The sequence below is a fragment of the Rhodococcus spongiicola genome (assembly GCF_004011835.1).
GTDB classification, from domain to species: domain Bacteria; phylum Actinomycetota; class Actinomycetes; order Mycobacteriales; family Mycobacteriaceae; genus Prescottella; species Prescottella spongiicola.
Window position 1 is genome coordinate 511594 of the sequence record NZ_RKLN01000003.1, and the last position, 16131, is coordinate 527724.

The following is a 16131-nucleotide window of genomic DNA, read 5'->3' on the forward strand; positions in this document are numbered from 1 at the left end:
GCATGAGTATTGAGCGAGTGGAAGATCGGTCCGTCGCGGCTACACCCCCGATGAAGTGGGACGCGTGGGGCCTGGCGGAGAAGAGCACGACCCTCTCGGACGGCATCAAGGGCCTGCTGCAGCAGGCCCTCGGCGTCACGACTCGTCAGACGCCCGAACGTGCGGCGGAGGACGTGGTCCTGGCCGCGAGCGCGGTGTCCGAAGACCAACTCGCCGCTCTCGCCGCGATCGTCGGCGAACGATTCTGCAGTACCGCTCACTATGATCGACTGCTGCGGTCGGGCGGCAAGAGCACGATCGACCTGCTGCGCCGCCGCAGCACCGAACAACAGAACGCACCCGATGTCGTGGTCATCCCGGGCACCGAGGCCGAAATCGCCGAGATCCTCGACTACTGCGCCGACAACTCGATCGCCGTGGTGCCGTTCAGCGGTGGCTCCAGCGCCGTGGGCGGACTCGACCCGGTGCGCGACCGGTTCGACGCGGTTCTCTCGCTGGACATGCGCCGGTTCGATTCGCTGATCGACCTCGACACCGACTCGGGTATCGCGACCCTGGGAGCGGGCCTGCCTGGTCCCAGGGTCGAGGAGCGGCTCGGCGCGCACGGCTTCTCGCTTGGGCACTTCCCGCAGAGCTTCATGTTCTCCACCATCGGCGGCTTCGCGGCAACCCGCTCCTCGGGGCAGTCATCCGCTGGCTACGGCAGGTTCGAAGACATGGTGCAGGGCCTGCGGGTGGTGACCCCGGCGGGCATCCTGGACACCGGGCGCGCGCCGGCCTCCGCGGCGGGTCCGGATCTCGGCGAGTTGTTCGTCGGCTCGGAGGGGACGCTCGGCGTCATCACCCAGGTCCGTGTGCGGGTGCATCCGGTTCCGGAGTCCGTCGTCCGGGAGGGGTGGCGTTTTCCGGATTTCGAGACCGGCACGGCGGCACTGCGCGCACTGCGGCACGAAGGCGCTGTCCCGACCGTGCTGCGGCTGTCCGACGAGGCCGAAACGGGAGTCAATCTCGCGACCCACGACAAGATCGGCAAGGAAGCCGTAACCGGTGGTTGCCTCGCAATCACCACGTTCGAGGGCACCACCGACCACACCGCGCAGCGGGTGGCCCAGGCTCGCGCGGTCCTGCAGTCTCACGGCGCGACATCGCTGGGCGAGGGGCCCGGAAACAATTGGGAACGAGGCCGTTTCGACGCGCCCTACCTGCGCGACGCCCTGCTCGATGCGGGTGCGCTGGTCGAGACCCTCGAGACGGCGACCACCTGGAGCAATCTCGCGACCCTACGTGCCGCGGTCACGAAGGCGCTGACCGAGTCGTTGTCCGGGCAGGGAACCCCGCCGCTGGTGCTGTGCCACATCTCGCACACCTACGCGACGGGCGCGTCGCTGTACTTCACCATCGTGTGTGCGCAGAAGGAAGACCCGATCGACCAGTGGAGCAAGGCCAAGACCGCCGCCGGTGACGCGATCATCGCCGCCGGTGGAACCATCACGCACCACCACGCCGTCGGAGTCGATCACCGCCCGTGGATGCGGGACGAGATCGGCGACCTGGGTGTGACCGTCCTGCGTGCGGTCAAGAACGCCGTCGACCCCGCAGGAATCCTCAACCCCGGCAAATTGATTCCGTGAGCACACAGAAGGTGATCGAGAAGGTCACCGTCCTGATCAACCCGCTTGCCGGGCACGGCAACGGACTGACCGCCGGCCGCAAGGCGGTCGTACGCCTGCGTGAGCGGGGAGTTGCCGTCACCGAGATCATCGGTACGGACGCCGATCACGCCCGCAAGCTGGCCCGGCGGGCCATCGACGAGGGCACCGACGCCCTCGTCGTGGCCGGCGGCGACGGTGCGATCAGCATCGGGTTGCAGACGGCTGCGCAGATCGGGGTGCCAATCGGGCTGATACCGGCGGGTACCGGCAACGACCACGCGCGCGAGTTCGGTATCCCCCGTGGTGACCCTGTCGCGGCGGCGGATGTGATCGCCGACGGTGAGGTGCAGGAGTCCGACCTAGCTCGGATCACGCTCGGCAACGGTTCGGTCGTGTGGGCGGGCACCATCGTTGCCAGCGGTTTCGATTCGCTGGTCGCGGATCGCGCCAACCGGATGTCGTGGCCGAAGGGCCCGATGCGGTACAACCTGGCGATGCTCGTGGAACTCTCGCAGGTCAAGCCCTTGCGCCACCGCATCGAACTGGACGAGGAAACCGTTCACGTCGACGCTACGCTCGTCGCAGTCGGCAACGGCCGTTCGTATGGTGGCGGGATGCTGATCTGCCCGAAGGCGGACAGGACCGACGGTCTGCTCGATGTGACGGTCGTCGAGCACGGTCGTCGATCAAGGCTGATCCGGCTGTTCCCGCGGGTCTACAAGGGCACGCACGTGGAGCTACCCGACGTGCAGACCTACCGTTCACGCAGCGTGCGATTGCAGTGCGAGGGCATCCCCGCCTATGCGGACGGCGACAGGGTCGGGCCTCTCCCAGTGACGATCGAGGCGGTTCCGTCAGCGTTGCACATCCTGAGTCACGCGCCGGCCTGAGTCGCGACCGCGGGGCTCGAGCCCGGCACCCTAGGTCGACGGCTTGAACGGCCCGGCGTTACGCGGCCTGCGGTTGGACTGCTCACGCTTGGCAGCCTGCTGCTCCCGAATCCGCTTCTCCTCCTTGCGGACCTCGACGAGATTGGCCCGCTCGGCGACGAGCCAGTCCGGCTGGTCGGCCAGCAGGGCCTCGATCTCTGCGGTGGTGAGCGCTTCGGTGACGCCGCCACGGGAGAGACCGGAGATCGACACACCGAGCTTGGCGGCGACGACGTCCTTGGGGTGCGGACCTTCGCGACGCAGCGTGGCGAGCCACTCCGGCGGGTTGGTCTGCCATTCGTTCAGCTCGTCGCGCGAGACCACGCCGGCCTGGAACTCGGCAGGGGTGGCCTGGAGGTATACACCCAGCTTCTTGGCGGCGGTGGCCGGCTTCATCGTCTGGGGGCTCTTCTGCGACGTCATGCGTCAAGGGTAACGAGCAGGCAGCACCCGGCGGCACCGGCGGCTCAGGGACCCGGCGGGTAGCCTGACCCGGTGACCGAGTCGACCGAAGCCCGACCGTTCCGGCTCGCGTACGTCCCCGGTGTCACGCCGGCGAAGTGGGTTCGCATCTGGGGCGAGCGGATGCCTGAGTCGCCGCTCGAACTGATCGCAGTCGACGCCGCCGACGCCGCGGCGGCCCTGCGGGGGGACCGCGCCGACGCCGCGCTCCTGCGCCTCCCGATCGAACGCGACGGTCTCAGCATGATCCCGCTTTATGCGGAAGTACCCGTCGTCGTCGTGCCCAAGGACCACGTGTTCACCGCCGCCGAGCAGATCACGCTCGCCGATCTCGCCGACGAACTTGTCCTCGACCCGCTCGACACCCCACTGGTGTGGGACCAACTCCCGGGGCGCCCCGCGCTGGACCGCCCGGCCTCGACGGGCGACGCGATCGCGCTCGTCGCCGCGGGCGTCGGCGTCGTCGTTGTTCCGCAGTCACTCGCGCGCTTGCATCACCGCAAGGACCTCACGTACCGGCCCCTCGACGGAGCACCGGAGTCCCGCGTTGCTCTGTCGTGGGTGGAGGACCGGACGACGAACCTCGTTGACGAGTTCATCGGGATCGTCCGCGGCCGAACCGCAAACAGCTCGCGTGGCCGCAACCCGCACGAGACACCCAAGAGCAAGACATCGAAAAGCACTGAACCCGCGCCCCGCGAAAAGACTCAGGCCGCCAAGCCGAGGACACGAGACCGGCGCCGCGCTGCCGGCAAGTCGGGGTCGAAGCCGAGGACAGGCGGGCGCAGACGCCGCTGACCGCGGGACGGTGCTCGCCTGGTCAGCCCTCGACAGCGGCGACACCGGCCGGTGCCGCGCCGCGCAGCAACTGCACCAGCTTCCGGTACTCCTCGGCGCGCCCACTCGACGCCCGGAAGACCAAGCCGATCGTCCGGCCAGGGACCGGTTCGGCGAATCGTGCGGAAGCGAGATCACCGCGTCGGGTCTCGACCGGAACGGCCGAGTCGGGCACCAGTGTCACGCCCAATCCCCCTGCCACACACTGCACGACGGTCGCCAGCGACGTCGCGCGGGTGTCCCCGGACAGCGGGTGCGCATCGACCGACCGGCACAGGTCCAAGGTTTGATCACGCAGGCAGTGACCCTCGTCGAGGAGCAGTAGGGGTAGTTCGTCGAGAACGTCGAGCGGTAGGTCGCCGCGGCCCGCGAGTGGGTGACCACTCGGCAGGACCAGCACGAAATCCTCCTTGTACAACGGGATCTCGATGAGTCCGGATGTCTCCGACGGCAGCGCCATGACGGCGACGTCGATCACACCGGCCCGCAGCGACTCGAGCAGGCGAGCGGTCTGGTCCTCGATCACCTGCGGCACCAGGGCTGGCATCTCCCGCCCGAGCGCGGAGAGCACTGCCGGCAGCACGTAGGGCGCGACGGTCGGGATCAATCCGATGCGCAGGGGGCCGACGAGGGAATCGCCCACCCCGGCCGCGGCGGCGACGAAACCGTCCGCGGCATCGAGGATCAGCTTGGCCTGGGTGAGCAGCTGCTCGCCCGCGGCGGTCACCAGCACACGCCGGGTGCTGCGCTCGATCAGCTGCACTCCGAGGCCGTTCTCGAGTGACGCGAGCGCCTGCGACAACGTGGGCTGACTCACATTCAAGCGTGATGCGGCCGTTCCGAAGTGGCGATACTCGGCCACCGCAACGAAGGCACGCAGCTGCGACAGTGTCGGTTGATAAGTCCCATCAGCCATACCTATCAGTGTAGTGCCACCTATCGATTTTACCTTTTGAGATGTTTCGGGCAGTATCGGATCCACCCGAACAGCGCAGGACGTGAAGCCGCGACGAATCCGGTTCGCAGACCCGCTCTGGGTAGCGCGCAGCACTGAATCCACGGTGCGTGCCCGCGCATCAAGATGCATGAATCAAGTAGGAGGACGACGACAGATGGCTCTGCTGACGATCGGCGACCAGTTCCCGGCTTACAACCTGACCGCCGTGATCGGTGGCGACCTGTCCAAGGTCGACGCCAAGCAGCCCGACGACTACTTCACCCAGGTCACCAGCGACGACTACGCCGGCAAGTGGCGCGTCATCTTCTTCTGGCCCAAGGACTTCACCTTCGTGTGCCCGACCGAGATTGCCGCGTTCGGCAAGCTGAACGACGAGTTCGCCGATCGTGACACCCAGGTGCTCGGCGCCTCCGTCGACAACGAGTTCGTCCACTTCCAGTGGCGTGCCCAGCACGAGGACCTCAAGACCCTCCCCTTCCCGATGCTCTCGGACCTGGGGCGCGAGCTCGCCCAGGCCACCGGCGTCCTGAATGCCGACGGTGTCGCCGACCGCGCCACCTTCATCGTCGACCCGAACAACGAGATCCAGTTCGTCTCGGTCACCGCCGGGTCCGTGGGCCGCAACGTCGACGAGGTGCTGCGTGTCCTCGATGCCCTGCAGTCCGACGAGCTGTGCGCCTGCAACTGGAAGAAGGGCGACCCGACGATCGACGCCGGCGCTCTCATGACCGAGGGCGTCTGATATGTCAGTCGAGAATCTCAAGAACTCGCTTCCCGAGTACGCCAAGGACCTCAAGCTCAACCTCGGCTCGCTCGCGCGCACGACCGAACTGAACGAGCAGCAACTGTGGGGCACCTTCCTCGCGTGCGCAGCCGCCACCAGGTCGGCTTCGGTGCTGCGGGAGATCGCCGAGGAGGCCGCCGATGTGCTGTCGGCCGAGGCGTACAACGCAGCCCTCGGTGCCGCATCGATCATGGGCATGAACAACGTCGCCTACCGTGCCAAGGGCTTCCTCGGTGACGAGTTCGCCCAGGTGCGCATGGGTCTTCGTATGAACATCATCGGCAACCCCGGTGTCGAGAAGGCCGACTTCGAGCTGTGGTCGTTGGCCGTGTCCACGATCAACGGCTGCCACGACTGCACCGCCGCGCACGACGCCGTCGTCCGCAAGGAGGGCTTCACCAAGGAGCAGGTCTGGGAGGCCGTGAAGGTCGCTGCCACCCTCCAGGGTGTCGCCCAGGCGCTGGTCGTGAACGATATCCTCGCGACCGCCTGACCTCTCCACGCGCATCGAGGTCCCCCGACATGGTCTTGCCATCTCGGGGGCCTTCGGTCGTTTCAGCGATAACCTGGTCCGTATGACCATCGACGTCCATGTCGTTCGTGTGTTCACCGATTCCGATGGTAAGCACGGCAATCCGCTCGGAATAGTCGACGCGGCCGCCGTCGACGAGTCCGAACGTCAGGCGATCGCCAAGCGTCTCGGATTCAGCGAGACGGTATTCGTCGAAATGCCCGAGCCCGGCGCGCACACCGTCCGCGCACGCATATTCACCCCCATGTCCGAACTCCCGTTCGCGGGGCACCCCACCGTGGGCCTGACCTGGTGGCTGGATCAGAACGGCTTCGCCGTCGAGGCCATCGAAGTACCGGCCGGCCGCGTCGAGATCTGCATCCGGCACGGCGCGGCATGGGTTCGCACCCGACCCGAATGGGCTCCCGACTTCGCACTCCACCCGATGCAGCACGTCAACAATGTCAAACACGCACGAGCGCAGGACTTCACCGACGGGCAGCACTACATTTGGGCATGGGAGGACGAACTCGAGGGACGGATCCGGTCACGAATGTTCGCGCCGAAACTCGGGATTACCGAAGATGAGGCCACCGGATCGGCGGCAGTGCGGATCACTGCCCACCTGAGGCGGTCGCTGCTCATCAACCAGGGACGAGGCTCTCGGATCCACACAAAGTTCGATGCCGACGGCTGGGTCGAGATCGGCGGACTGGTCCACGCGGAACACACGATCACCATCTGATACTCGCCACAGTCGATTCAGGCATCAAGTCACTTCATCACGGTCGGGGAAGGTCTGCGGCGGGGCCGTCCGGGCCGAGGAGTACCGCAATCTCATCGCTCATCCTGACGCCCGGAGCCAGCGGAAGACGGTCACCGCTCCAGAATCGGCCCGGGTCGTACCAGTTGACCTTGCGTTCCGAAGTGAGTAGTCCCATCGCCTCGTAGGTCGACGCCACAACCTCGGCGCAATAGACACTCTCGACACCGGCACCCTGCTGCGCTTCGCCGCGATCTCGGCTCCGACGCCAATTCGGCAACCGCCCGCCGACCCACCGCGACGCCAACCGCGCCGTGGACGGGAAGGGCGTGCCATCGAGCCGGGCGATGGTCCGCAGAAGCGCGTCCTCCTGCTCACGGGTGACAGGGCTCTCGAGCTGCCGCAGCCACGCGCGCTGGCCGTAACGCTTACCCCACACCTGGACGGCGGCGCGCAGGTCGTGCAGTTGGACGCCGCGCTGGAACCTGCCGCTCCACATGTCCGGGAGCGAATGCCCTAGTTCGGCATGCCACATCAGCGGTGGCAGATCGTCGAGGGCGACGGACATCCCGACATGGTTCACGGGGCTGTTCGTGAGTGTCTGGATCGCACGATCGGCCCCGGATTGCCCACGGAAGATCCAGATGTCTCCGGTGCGGGTTATATCCACCGCGTCATCCAGATCCACCTGAGATACGTGCTTCCGCCGACTCATACACCTAGCCTAAGGCGATGCGCTTGGACAGCAGACGCGTGTGGAAAGCCCTAGGTCTGGCCGGCGCCGTGGGCGTCGCCGCCGGTGGTGTCCTGGTGGTACGAGCCGACCGGCGGCGACGGGCCTACAGTGCCGACGAGGTCCGAGACCGGCTCCACGCCCGCTACGCGGAGGCGTCCGCTGCCGCCGACCGCGCCACAGTCGACCTTGTCGAGGTGAAACCACCCCTGCTGCAACGCGTGTCGCGCCGACTGCGCAGGCGCCGCTGAGCCGGCTGTGCCGATGCCGCTGCGCCGGCGCTGGAGCCGTGGTGCTCAGCCCAGCGCCTTGGCCACTCCCGCTGCCATCTCGGCGATCTGATCGTCGGTCATTACGAACGACGGCGAGAACTGCATGGCGCCCTGCCCGGCGGCACGACCCGAGATCCCGACCTCCCGCAGCGCTTTCACGAACGACAGCGCCTCGGCGGGATCGGCCAATTGCACCGCCGCGACCGCGCCGAGTCCGCTACGCACCTCCGCGACCCGCGGGTGCGACACGAGCGGAGACAGATGTTCGTGCAGCGACGCTTCCAGCCGCTTCGACTCCGCGAGCAGGCCTTCCCGCTCGATGATGTCGAGATTGGCCATAGCAGCGGCCGCCGCCCCCGCGTGCCCGCCGTAGGTGTAGCCGTGCCTCCACCACACTCCGCCGCCGAAGAACGGCTCGGCGACGCGCGGCGCGACCAGGACCGCCCCCATCGGAACATATCCCGAGGTGAGTCCCTTCGCGGTGGTCACCATGTCGGGTTGAAGATCGAAACGGGTGGACGCGAACCACGACCCGCCGATCCGACCGAACCCCGTCACGACCTCGTCGACGACGAACAGGATGCCGTGCTCGCGGCAGATATCCCGCACCTCGGTCAGGTAGCCCGCAGGAGGAAGAAAGACACCACCGGCACCGATGATCGGCTCACAGAAGAATGCGGCGATAGTGTCGGCGCCCTCACGCTCGATCAGATCGAGCAGGTCCTTCGCGTCGTCCCACTGCACGGTGCGCGTGTCCTGCATCAGCTCGCCGTACCCCTCACGGTTGACCGGGATACCGGCAAGAGCGGTGCCTGCGACGTGCATGCCGTGGTACGCCTTCTGCCTGCCCACGATCAGCTTCTTCGACGGCAGCCCGACTTCGGTCCAGTACCGGCGGGCCAGCTTGGCAGCCGTGTCGACGGAGTCGGAGCCACCCGACGTGAAGAACACCTTCGAACCGGGCACCGGCGCGATCTCGGCCAACCGGTCGGCCAGCGCGCACGTGACGTCGGAGGTGAAATCGCCGAAGTTCGAGAAGTGTGCCATTTTCGACAACTGCGCCGCGACGGCGTCGGCGATCTCGGTACGTCCGTGCCCGACGTTGGTGAACCACAGGCCGGCAGTCGCATCCAGATATCGAGCCCCGCGATCGTCCCAGATGTAAGCACCCTCACCCCGGGTCACGACGAACGCGCCGTCGCGCTGCACCGCTCCCATGTCCGCGAAACCGTGCCACAGTGCCGAAGTCATCTTCGTCCCTTCTTCAAAACCACCGCAGGTTCAAAAAACCGCTGCAGGCGACTATGCCACTGGATCACGAGTCACCGCTTTCCGGACTCCCCGACCGGCGCTACTTGTGGGCGAAGGCGGTCGGCCGTGCCTCGGTGTCCACACCTGGAATGCCGCGCCCGCGGATCGACGCTCCCGCTGTCTCGGTGACGAACAGCAGCGCTACGAGGCCGACGACGCAGGCAGCCATCATGTAGAACGCGGGCATCAGGGTGTTTCCCGTCCAGTCGATGAGGAAATCGTTGGCGGCGGGCGCCGTGCCGCCGAACAGCGATGTCGACACGTTGTACGCGATGGCGAACCCCGCGAACCGGACGTGTGTGGGGAACATCGCAGGGAACGTGGCCGAGATGGTCGACAACTGCAGCAGATACAGGGTCCCCAGGATCCCGAACGCGACTATCGCCCACCCGAAGCCCTGGCGCATCAACAGGTACATCGGGATCGCGAACACGAACAGACCGATCAGAGATGTGAACCACAGTGGCTTTCGCCCCACCCGGTCCGACAGTCCGCCGGCGAACGGGATCATGGTCATCATGACCAGCTGACCGACGGTGAACAGCGTCAGGGACTCCGTCGACGTCAGACCGATCTGAGTCTCGAGGTATGTGGGCATGTAGCCGAGCAACGTGTAGTTGGTGATGTTGAGTGCGACCACCAGCCCGCTCAGCAGCAGAATCGGCTTCCAATACCGGGTGACGAGGTCCTTGAACTCGGTGGTTGCCGCGTGCTCCAGGGCACCCTCTTCTTCGAGTTCCCGGAACACCGGCGTGTCTTCGAGTTTGGTCCGCAGGTACAGACCCACGAGGCCCAGCGGGCCGGCGATCAGGAACGGCAGTCTCCAACCCCACGTCTGCATGAACGCGTCCGTGGACGCCAGGTCGACTCCCAGCACCACGATCGCACCGAGCGCGTACCCGCCGAGGGTGCCGAACTCGAGAAAGCTCCCGTAGAAGCCGCGCTTGCGGTCCGGGGAGTATTCAGCCATGAAGGTGGCGGCCCCGCCGTACTCACCGCCGGTCGAGAACCCCTGCACCATTCGCAACAGCACCAACAGGAAGGGCGCCCACCACCCGATGGTGTCGTATCCCGGCAGCAGGCCGATGGAGAAGGTCGCGCCCGCCATCAGGACGATCGTGAGGGCGAGCACTTGCCGGCGTCCCAGTCGGTCACCCAGCGGCCCCCACACCAGCCCGCCGAGCGGCCGGACCAAGAAGGACACCGCGAACACGAGCAGCGCGTACAGCGTGCCCGAACCGCCCTCCGTGGGGAAGAACGTCACGGAAATGTAGGACACGGTGAACGCGTATATGCCGTAGTCGAACCATTCGGTGGCGTTGCCCATCGCCGACGCCGCGACCGCCCGCCGCAAGACACCTGGTGGGACGGATTCCCTAGGGTCTGGCGGCCGCGCGGATGTCATGTTCGGCCTCCTTGGGGTTTCGCCGGGCCCCTCTCCGCCGCAGTCGGCGCCACGCGACCCCCGTCCATGACCAGGAATCGATTCGACCTCCCAACGAACCTACAGCGCTCCGCTCCAGTGCGTTGAACAAACTCCGCGACCAGCTGGTCATGAGCCGTCGAGGGCATCACTTGCAGCCGCATCGCAGCGCGACGAGCGGGTTTGGCTACCCTGTTGCCAGCATGTCCACGACAACTCCGAGCCGCCGGGATCTGAAGAACAGCCTGCGTGAGCTCGCTCTGCGCGACGAACACCGGCTTCGGAAACGACTCGATCGGGCCCGGACTCCCGAGGCAATGGCCGCTCTCGCCGACGCGATCGCATCGGCACACGCTCGCCTGGCTGCCCGCCGGGACAGTGTCCCCGCCATCGAGTACCCGCAGACACTGCCGGTCAGCGCACGCCGCGACGACATCGCCGCCGCGATTGAATCGCACCAAGTCGTGGTTGTCGCCGGTGAGACGGGCTCCGGCAAGACAACCCAGATCCCCAAGATCTGCCTCGAACTGGGCCGGGGCATCCGCGGCATGATCGGGCACACCCAGCCCCGCCGGCTCGCCGCCCGCACCGTCGCCGAACGGATCGCAGAGGAGGTGGGCCGAGAGCTCGGGGACACCGTCGGCTACACCGTCCGCTTCACCGACCAGGTCTCGGACTCCACCCTCGTCAAGCTGATGACCGACGGCATTTTGCTCGCGGAAATCCAGCGCGACCGGATGTTGCGCCGCTACGACACCCTCATCATCGACGAGGCCCATGAGCGCAGCCTCAACATCGATTTCATCCTCGGCTACCTCAAACAGCTGCTGCCCCGCCGGCCCGACCTCAAGGTGATCATCACCTCGGCGACCATCGACCCCGAGCGGTTCGCGCAACACTTCGCAGTCGACGGCGTTCCCGCTCCGATCGTGGAGGTGTCCGGGCGCACGTATCCGGTCGAGATGCGGTACAGGCCGCTCACCGTCGAGGTCGGCGACCAGACCTTCGACCGCGATCCCGTCGACGCAGTATGCGAGGCCGTCGAGGAGCTGTGCGGGGAGGGCGACGGGGACATCCTGGTCTTCCTGTCCGGCGAACGCGAGATCCGTGACACCGCCGATGGATTGCGGGACCGCAAGCTCCGGAATACCGAGATCGTCCCCCTGTATGCACGGCTGTCGGCCGCCGAGCAGCACAAGGTCTTCACGGCGCATACCGGTCGCCGCGTCGTGCTTTCGACGAACGTCGCCGAGACGTCCCTGACCGTGCCTGGCATTCGCTACGTCGTCGACCCCGGCACCGCACGCATCTCGCGGTACTCGGTACGGACCAAGGTGCAGCGGCTGCCGATCGAACCCATTTCACAAGCCTCGGCCCGCCAGCGTGCCGGCCGATGCGGCCGTGTCGCCGACGGCATATGCATTCGCCTGTACTCGGAGGACGACTTCGAGTCGCGGCCGCAGTTCACCGAACCGGAGATCTTGCGTACGAACCTGGCGTCGGTCGTCCTGCAGATGGCGGCTCTCGGTCTCGGCAGCATCGAGGCCTTCCCATTCGTCGAGGCACCCGACCCGCGGGCGATCCGTGACGGCATCGCGCTACTCGAGGAACTCGGCGCAATCGCGACGGGCAAGCAGGCAGCGGGTGGCGCCCCGGCGCCGAGGGGACCGCAGCTTACGTCGACTGGACGTGAACTCGCGCAACTCCCGGTCGATCCACGGATGGCTCGGATGCTGGTGGAGGCGAACCGAAACGGCTGCCTGCGCGAGATGCTCGTGATCGTCTCGGCGCTGTCGATTCAGGACGTGCGTGAACGACCGACCGAATTCCAGCAGGCCGCTGACGAGAAGCACGCCCGGTTCAACGTCGAGAACTCCGATTTCCTCGCCTATCTGAGGCTGTGGGACTACCTCCGCGCTCAGCGGAAGGATCTGAGCTCCAACCAGTTCCGGAAGATGTGCCGGAACGAGTTCCTGCACTGGCTGCGGATCCGCGAATGGCAGGACCTACACGGACAACTCCGTCAGATCACCCGCGGGCTCGGATGGGAAACAATGAAATCCGCCGTTGCCGATACCGGAGCGACCGAGACCGCGATCCACCAGTCCCTGCTGGCGGGTCTGCTCTCCCACATCGGGCTCCGTGAGGGTGACAAGCGGGACTTCCTCGGCGCCCGCGGAAGCCGGTTCGCCATCTTCCCCGGGTCGGGGTTGTTCAAGAAGCCGCCGCGCTGGGTCATGGCCACCGAACTTGTCGAGACGTCGCGCCTGTGGGCTCGTATCTCCGCCCGCATCGAGCCCGAGTGGGCCGAGAAGCTCGCCCCACACCTGGTCAAGCGCACCTACTCGGAACCGCACTGGTCGACCAAACGAGCTTGCGCGATGGCCTACGAGCGCGTCACCCTCTACGGCGTCCCGCTGGTCACCGGACGCCCGGTGACATACGGCTCGATCGACCCGAATGCGTCACGCGAGCTGTTTATCCGGCATGCACTGGTGCAGGGCGAGTGGCGGACGCACCACGAGTTCTTTCACGCCAACCGAGCACTGCTCGACGACGTGGAGGAACTCGAGCACCGAGCCCGCCGCCGTGACATCCTCGTCGACGACGAGACGCTGTTCGACTTCTATGACGAACGGATCGGCCCGGAGGTAGTGTCCGCCAGGCATTTCGACACATGGTGGAAGAAGGCGCGCCGGCAGAACCCGAACCTACTGACCTTCACGACAGCAACGGTCGTGAACGCAGACTCGGCCGCCGTGCTCGAGGGCGACTATCCCAATGCGTGGCGGCAGAGCGATATACAGTTCCCTCTCACCTACCAGTTCGAGCCAGGCAAGGACGATGACGGTGTGACCGCACGTATCCCGGTCGCCCTGCTGGCCGGGGTTCGCCCTATCGGCTTCGACTGGCTGGTACCCGGCATGCGCAGCGAACTGGTCGCTGCATTGATAAAGACTCTGCCGAAACAGCTACGACGCCAAGTGGTGCCGGCGCCCGACTTCGCTGCCGCTGCACTCGCCGCGGTGAAACCACGGTCCGAATCGCTCGTCCATGCAATGGCGCGGGAGCTCTCGCGGCTCGGTTCGTGCCGGATCGAACCGACGGACTTCGACATCACCTCTCTGCCCGCGCACTTGCGGATGACGTTCGCCGCCGTGGACAAGAAGGGAAACATCCTCGGGAAGGACAAGGATCTCACCGCCTTGCGCCGCAAACTGGCTCCACGGGTCGAGGCGGAAGTAGCCAAGGCGACCTCCGACACCGAGCGACGGCCCGCGGTCGAGTGGACCGAGCAGACTCTCGGCACGCTGCCGGAATCGGTGACCCACACGGTCAGCGGCCAGAAGGTCACGGGATTCCCGGCGCTCGTTCCCGAGGAGTCCGGGGTCGCGGTGCGGGTACTGACCACCCGCGCGGCGCAGCGTGCCGCGATGCACGACGGCACCCGCGACCTCCTGTTGCGCGCCGTTCCAACCCCGGCCAACTCGGTGACGCGCGGCATGAGCAACGGCGACCGGCTGGCGCTCGGACAGAATCCGAACGGCAGCTTCGACGCCCTCCTAGCTGACTGTCGAGCCTGTGCTGTCGACGAGTTGATCGCCGAGAACGGAGGCCCCGTTCGGGATCCGGTCTCGTTCGAGACACTGAAGGCCACCGTCCGTTCACAGCTCACGACCCGGGTCGCACGGCTGTTGCGACTACTGCTGCCCGCGCTCGCCGCGGCGCACCGACTGGCCGTCCTCCTCGATCAAGCTACGGGTGAGGCCGCCGACGACGTACGGGAACAGCGGGAGTCGTTGCTGTTCCCCGGGTTTGTGACCCGGCTCGGCTCGAGCCGCCTCGAGAACCTGCCCCGCTACCTTGCGGCAGCGGCAATGCGCCTCGAGTCCCTACCGGCTAGTCGCCAGCGCGACCGCACCGGGATGGACTCACTCGACCGCGTGTACGCAGCGTACGACCGCATGATCTCGGCACTTCCGGATGAACGCCGCAGCGACGCCGATGTCGACGAAATCCTGTGGAAGATCGAGGAACTACGCGTGAGCCTGTTCGCACAAACACTGGGCACCGCAATTCCGGTGTCCGAGAAGCGGATCCTCAAGGCGATCGACGCAATCCGCCGCTGAGCCGCCTCGGCACCGCAGTGCGGTGGGCCGAGAAGCTACTCGGTTGCCGACTCGGCGTCCGCGAGTTCGGCCGCGCGGCTCTCGCGGTGAGTCCGCAGGTCGTTGATCTCCCGCTCGAAGTCTTCGGCCGAGCTGAAGGACCGATACACCGACGCAAAACGCAGGTATGCGACCTCGTCGAGATCGCGAAGGGGACCAAGAATGGCCAATCCGACCTCGTGGCTGGGGATCTCCGGTGACCCGGACGCACGCACGGTGTCCTCGACCTGCTGCGCCAGCAGATACAGCGCATCGTTGTCGACCTGCCGCCCCTGGCAGGCCCGCTGCACGCCACGGACGACCTTCTCTCGGCTGAACGGCTCGGTGACACCGCTGCGTTTGACCACCGCGAGGACCGCAGTCTCGACGGTCGTGAACCTGCGTCCACACTCCGGGCACGCACGCCGCCGACGGATTGCCGCGCCCTCGTCGGCTTCACGGGAATCGACCACGCGGGAATCAGGGTGCCGACAGAACGGGCAATGCATGGTGCGTCCTTCGTAGCCGTTGTGGCCGCTGCGTCGCTTCTCGACCGCAGCCGGTTCCAGTGGGACCGGCGCACGCACAGCAGGAACGAACTCGACGCGACCACTTGATGTGGTGTGACTGACAGGATTCGAGAATACCCGCCTCTCCCAGATCGGCAGCGACTCCCCGGTGCCTAGACGAGCGAGCACCGAGTCCGGCTGTGGCGGCAGCGCCATGATCGAGCGCCTCCTCCATTCCTGGCCTGTGGCCGAGCTCAGCTAGCGAGCGAGACCGGTGCGAGCAGTGTCTGACCGGCCCGGACGCTCACACCCGGCATGTCGTTCAACTCCATGATGCGGTCGACCACCCGGCCGACCGGCGCGCCCGGCGCGACCCGTGACGCGACAGCGGTCAGGGTCTCACCATCACGCACTTGCACTGCAGCAGTCCCCGTTGGGATCCCGTCCGGCGCCGCCGCCAGCCTCGCGAGCGTGTCCATGCCGACAACGACGCCGGCCGTGACCACGACCGTCGCAACCACACTCGTGAAGCCGGCCGACCACGCGCGCCGACGGCCCCGACCGTGCGACGCGCACGGAGTCTGCGCCGCACGCGTTCGAGACACCCCGCGTCGAGGGATCTCGTCGTAGCGGACGATGCCGGCTGAGGGACGAGTCCTGTCGGCGCGGTAGGCGGGCCTCCGTCCGGTCTGCATCGCCCCGATCTGTGTCGCGCTGATCCGCGCCTCGCCGTTCCCCGAGAGTGCCACGTTCATCCGAACCCTCCCACCGAGTCGATTTCGCCTGCCTGACGCAATACAAGTCGTTCGAATTCCAACTCTTCGCTCATGTGTTCGATA

Annotated in this window: 15 protein-coding genes; 8 read left to right on the forward strand and 7 right to left on the reverse strand. The window is 66.7% G+C overall.

Annotated features, from left to right (window positions below):
* Positions 1–2 precede the first annotated feature (2 nt).
* Both EF834_RS10415 and EF834_RS10420 read left to right on the forward strand, forming a co-directional pair.
* The gene (locus tag EF834_RS10415) at positions 3–1631 is read left to right on the forward strand and encodes an FAD-binding oxidoreductase (RefSeq protein ID WP_408014492.1); all 1629 of its coding nucleotides are present in this window, start codon (positions 3–5) and stop codon (positions 1629–1631) included.
* Positions 1628–2542, forward strand: a complete 915-nt coding sequence (locus EF834_RS10420) for a diacylglycerol kinase (RefSeq protein WP_127947118.1) — start codon at positions 1628–1630, stop codon at positions 2540–2542. The genes EF834_RS10415 and EF834_RS10420 overlap by 4 nt, the downstream gene beginning before the upstream one ends.
* A gap of 30 nt (positions 2543–2572) precedes the next feature.
* Here the strand turns inward: EF834_RS10420 and EF834_RS10425 are convergent, their stop codons facing one another.
* Positions 2573–3004: a DUF5997 family protein gene (locus EF834_RS10425; RefSeq protein WP_127947119.1), complete on the reverse strand. Its 432-nt coding sequence runs from the start codon at positions 3002–3004 to the stop codon at positions 2573–2575.
* 72 nt (positions 3005–3076) lie between these two features.
* Here EF834_RS10425 and EF834_RS10430 point away from each other — a divergent pair, with 72 nt between their 5' ends.
* A complete protein-coding gene (locus tag EF834_RS10430; protein ID WP_127947120.1) occupies positions 3077–3841 on the forward strand; it encodes a LysR substrate-binding domain-containing protein in 765 nt (254 codons plus the stop codon).
* Between the two features lie 22 nt (positions 3842–3863).
* Here EF834_RS10430 and EF834_RS10435 read toward each other — a convergent pair whose 3' ends face one another.
* The gene (locus tag EF834_RS10435) at positions 3864–4796 is read right to left on the reverse strand and encodes a hydrogen peroxide-inducible genes activator (protein WP_127947121.1); all 933 of its coding nucleotides are present in this window, start codon (positions 4794–4796) and stop codon (positions 3864–3866) included.
* 196 nt (positions 4797–4992) lie between these two features.
* Between EF834_RS10435 and EF834_RS10440 the strand changes: the two genes are divergently transcribed.
* From EF834_RS10440 to EF834_RS10450, 3 genes are all read left to right on the forward strand, one after another.
* Positions 4993–5580, forward strand: a complete 588-nt coding sequence (locus EF834_RS10440; protein ID WP_127947122.1) for a peroxiredoxin — start codon at positions 4993–4995, stop codon at positions 5578–5580.
* Between the two features lies 1 nt (position 5581).
* Positions 5582–6115: a carboxymuconolactone decarboxylase family protein gene (locus EF834_RS10445; RefSeq protein ID WP_127947123.1), complete on the forward strand. Its 534-nt coding sequence runs from the start codon at positions 5582–5584 to the stop codon at positions 6113–6115.
* 82 nt (positions 6116–6197) lie between these two features.
* On the forward strand, positions 6198–6878 hold the full coding sequence (locus EF834_RS10450) for a PhzF family phenazine biosynthesis protein (RefSeq protein ID WP_127947124.1): 681 nt from the start codon (positions 6198–6200) through the stop codon (positions 6876–6878).
* Between the two features lie 37 nt (positions 6879–6915).
* Here EF834_RS10450 and EF834_RS10455 read toward each other — a convergent pair whose 3' ends face one another.
* Complete coding sequence (locus EF834_RS10455; RefSeq protein ID WP_127947125.1) at positions 6916–7611, reverse strand: hypothetical protein; 696 nt, start codon at positions 7609–7611, stop codon at positions 6916–6918.
* A 17-nt stretch (positions 7612–7628) separates the two neighbouring features.
* Here EF834_RS10455 and EF834_RS10460 point away from each other — a divergent pair, with 17 nt between their 5' ends.
* Positions 7629–7880 carry a hypothetical protein gene (locus tag EF834_RS10460; protein ID WP_127947126.1) on the forward strand — a complete coding sequence of 84 codons (252 nt, stop codon included), beginning with the start codon at positions 7629–7631 and terminating at the stop codon, positions 7878–7880.
* A gap of 45 nt (positions 7881–7925) precedes the next feature.
* Here EF834_RS10460 and EF834_RS10465 read toward each other — a convergent pair whose 3' ends face one another.
* Both EF834_RS10465 and EF834_RS10470 read right to left on the reverse strand, forming a co-directional pair.
* Complete coding sequence (locus EF834_RS10465) at positions 7926–9152, reverse strand: aminotransferase family protein (protein WP_127947127.1); 1227 nt, start codon at positions 9150–9152, stop codon at positions 7926–7928.
* A gap of 100 nt (positions 9153–9252) precedes the next feature.
* Positions 9253–10617, reverse strand: a complete 1365-nt coding sequence (locus tag EF834_RS10470) for an MFS transporter (protein ID WP_127947128.1) — start codon at positions 10615–10617, stop codon at positions 9253–9255.
* 221 nt (positions 10618–10838) lie between these two features.
* Between EF834_RS10470 and hrpA the strand changes: the two genes are divergently transcribed.
* A complete protein-coding gene (hrpA, locus tag EF834_RS10475) occupies positions 10839–14765 on the forward strand; it encodes an ATP-dependent RNA helicase HrpA (protein ID WP_127947129.1) in 3927 nt (1308 codons plus the stop codon).
* Positions 14766–14800: 35 nt separating this feature from the next.
* Here the strand turns inward: hrpA and nrdR are convergent, their stop codons facing one another.
* Together nrdR and EF834_RS10485 are read right to left on the reverse strand one after the other, a co-directional pair.
* A complete protein-coding gene (gene nrdR, locus EF834_RS10480; protein ID WP_127947348.1) occupies positions 14801–15292 on the reverse strand; it encodes a transcriptional regulator NrdR in 492 nt (163 codons plus the stop codon).
* Between the two features lie 254 nt (positions 15293–15546).
* A complete protein-coding gene (locus EF834_RS10485; protein WP_127947130.1) occupies positions 15547–16047 on the reverse strand; it encodes a LysM peptidoglycan-binding domain-containing protein in 501 nt (166 codons plus the stop codon).
* Between the last annotated feature and the right edge of the window lie 84 nt (positions 16048–16131).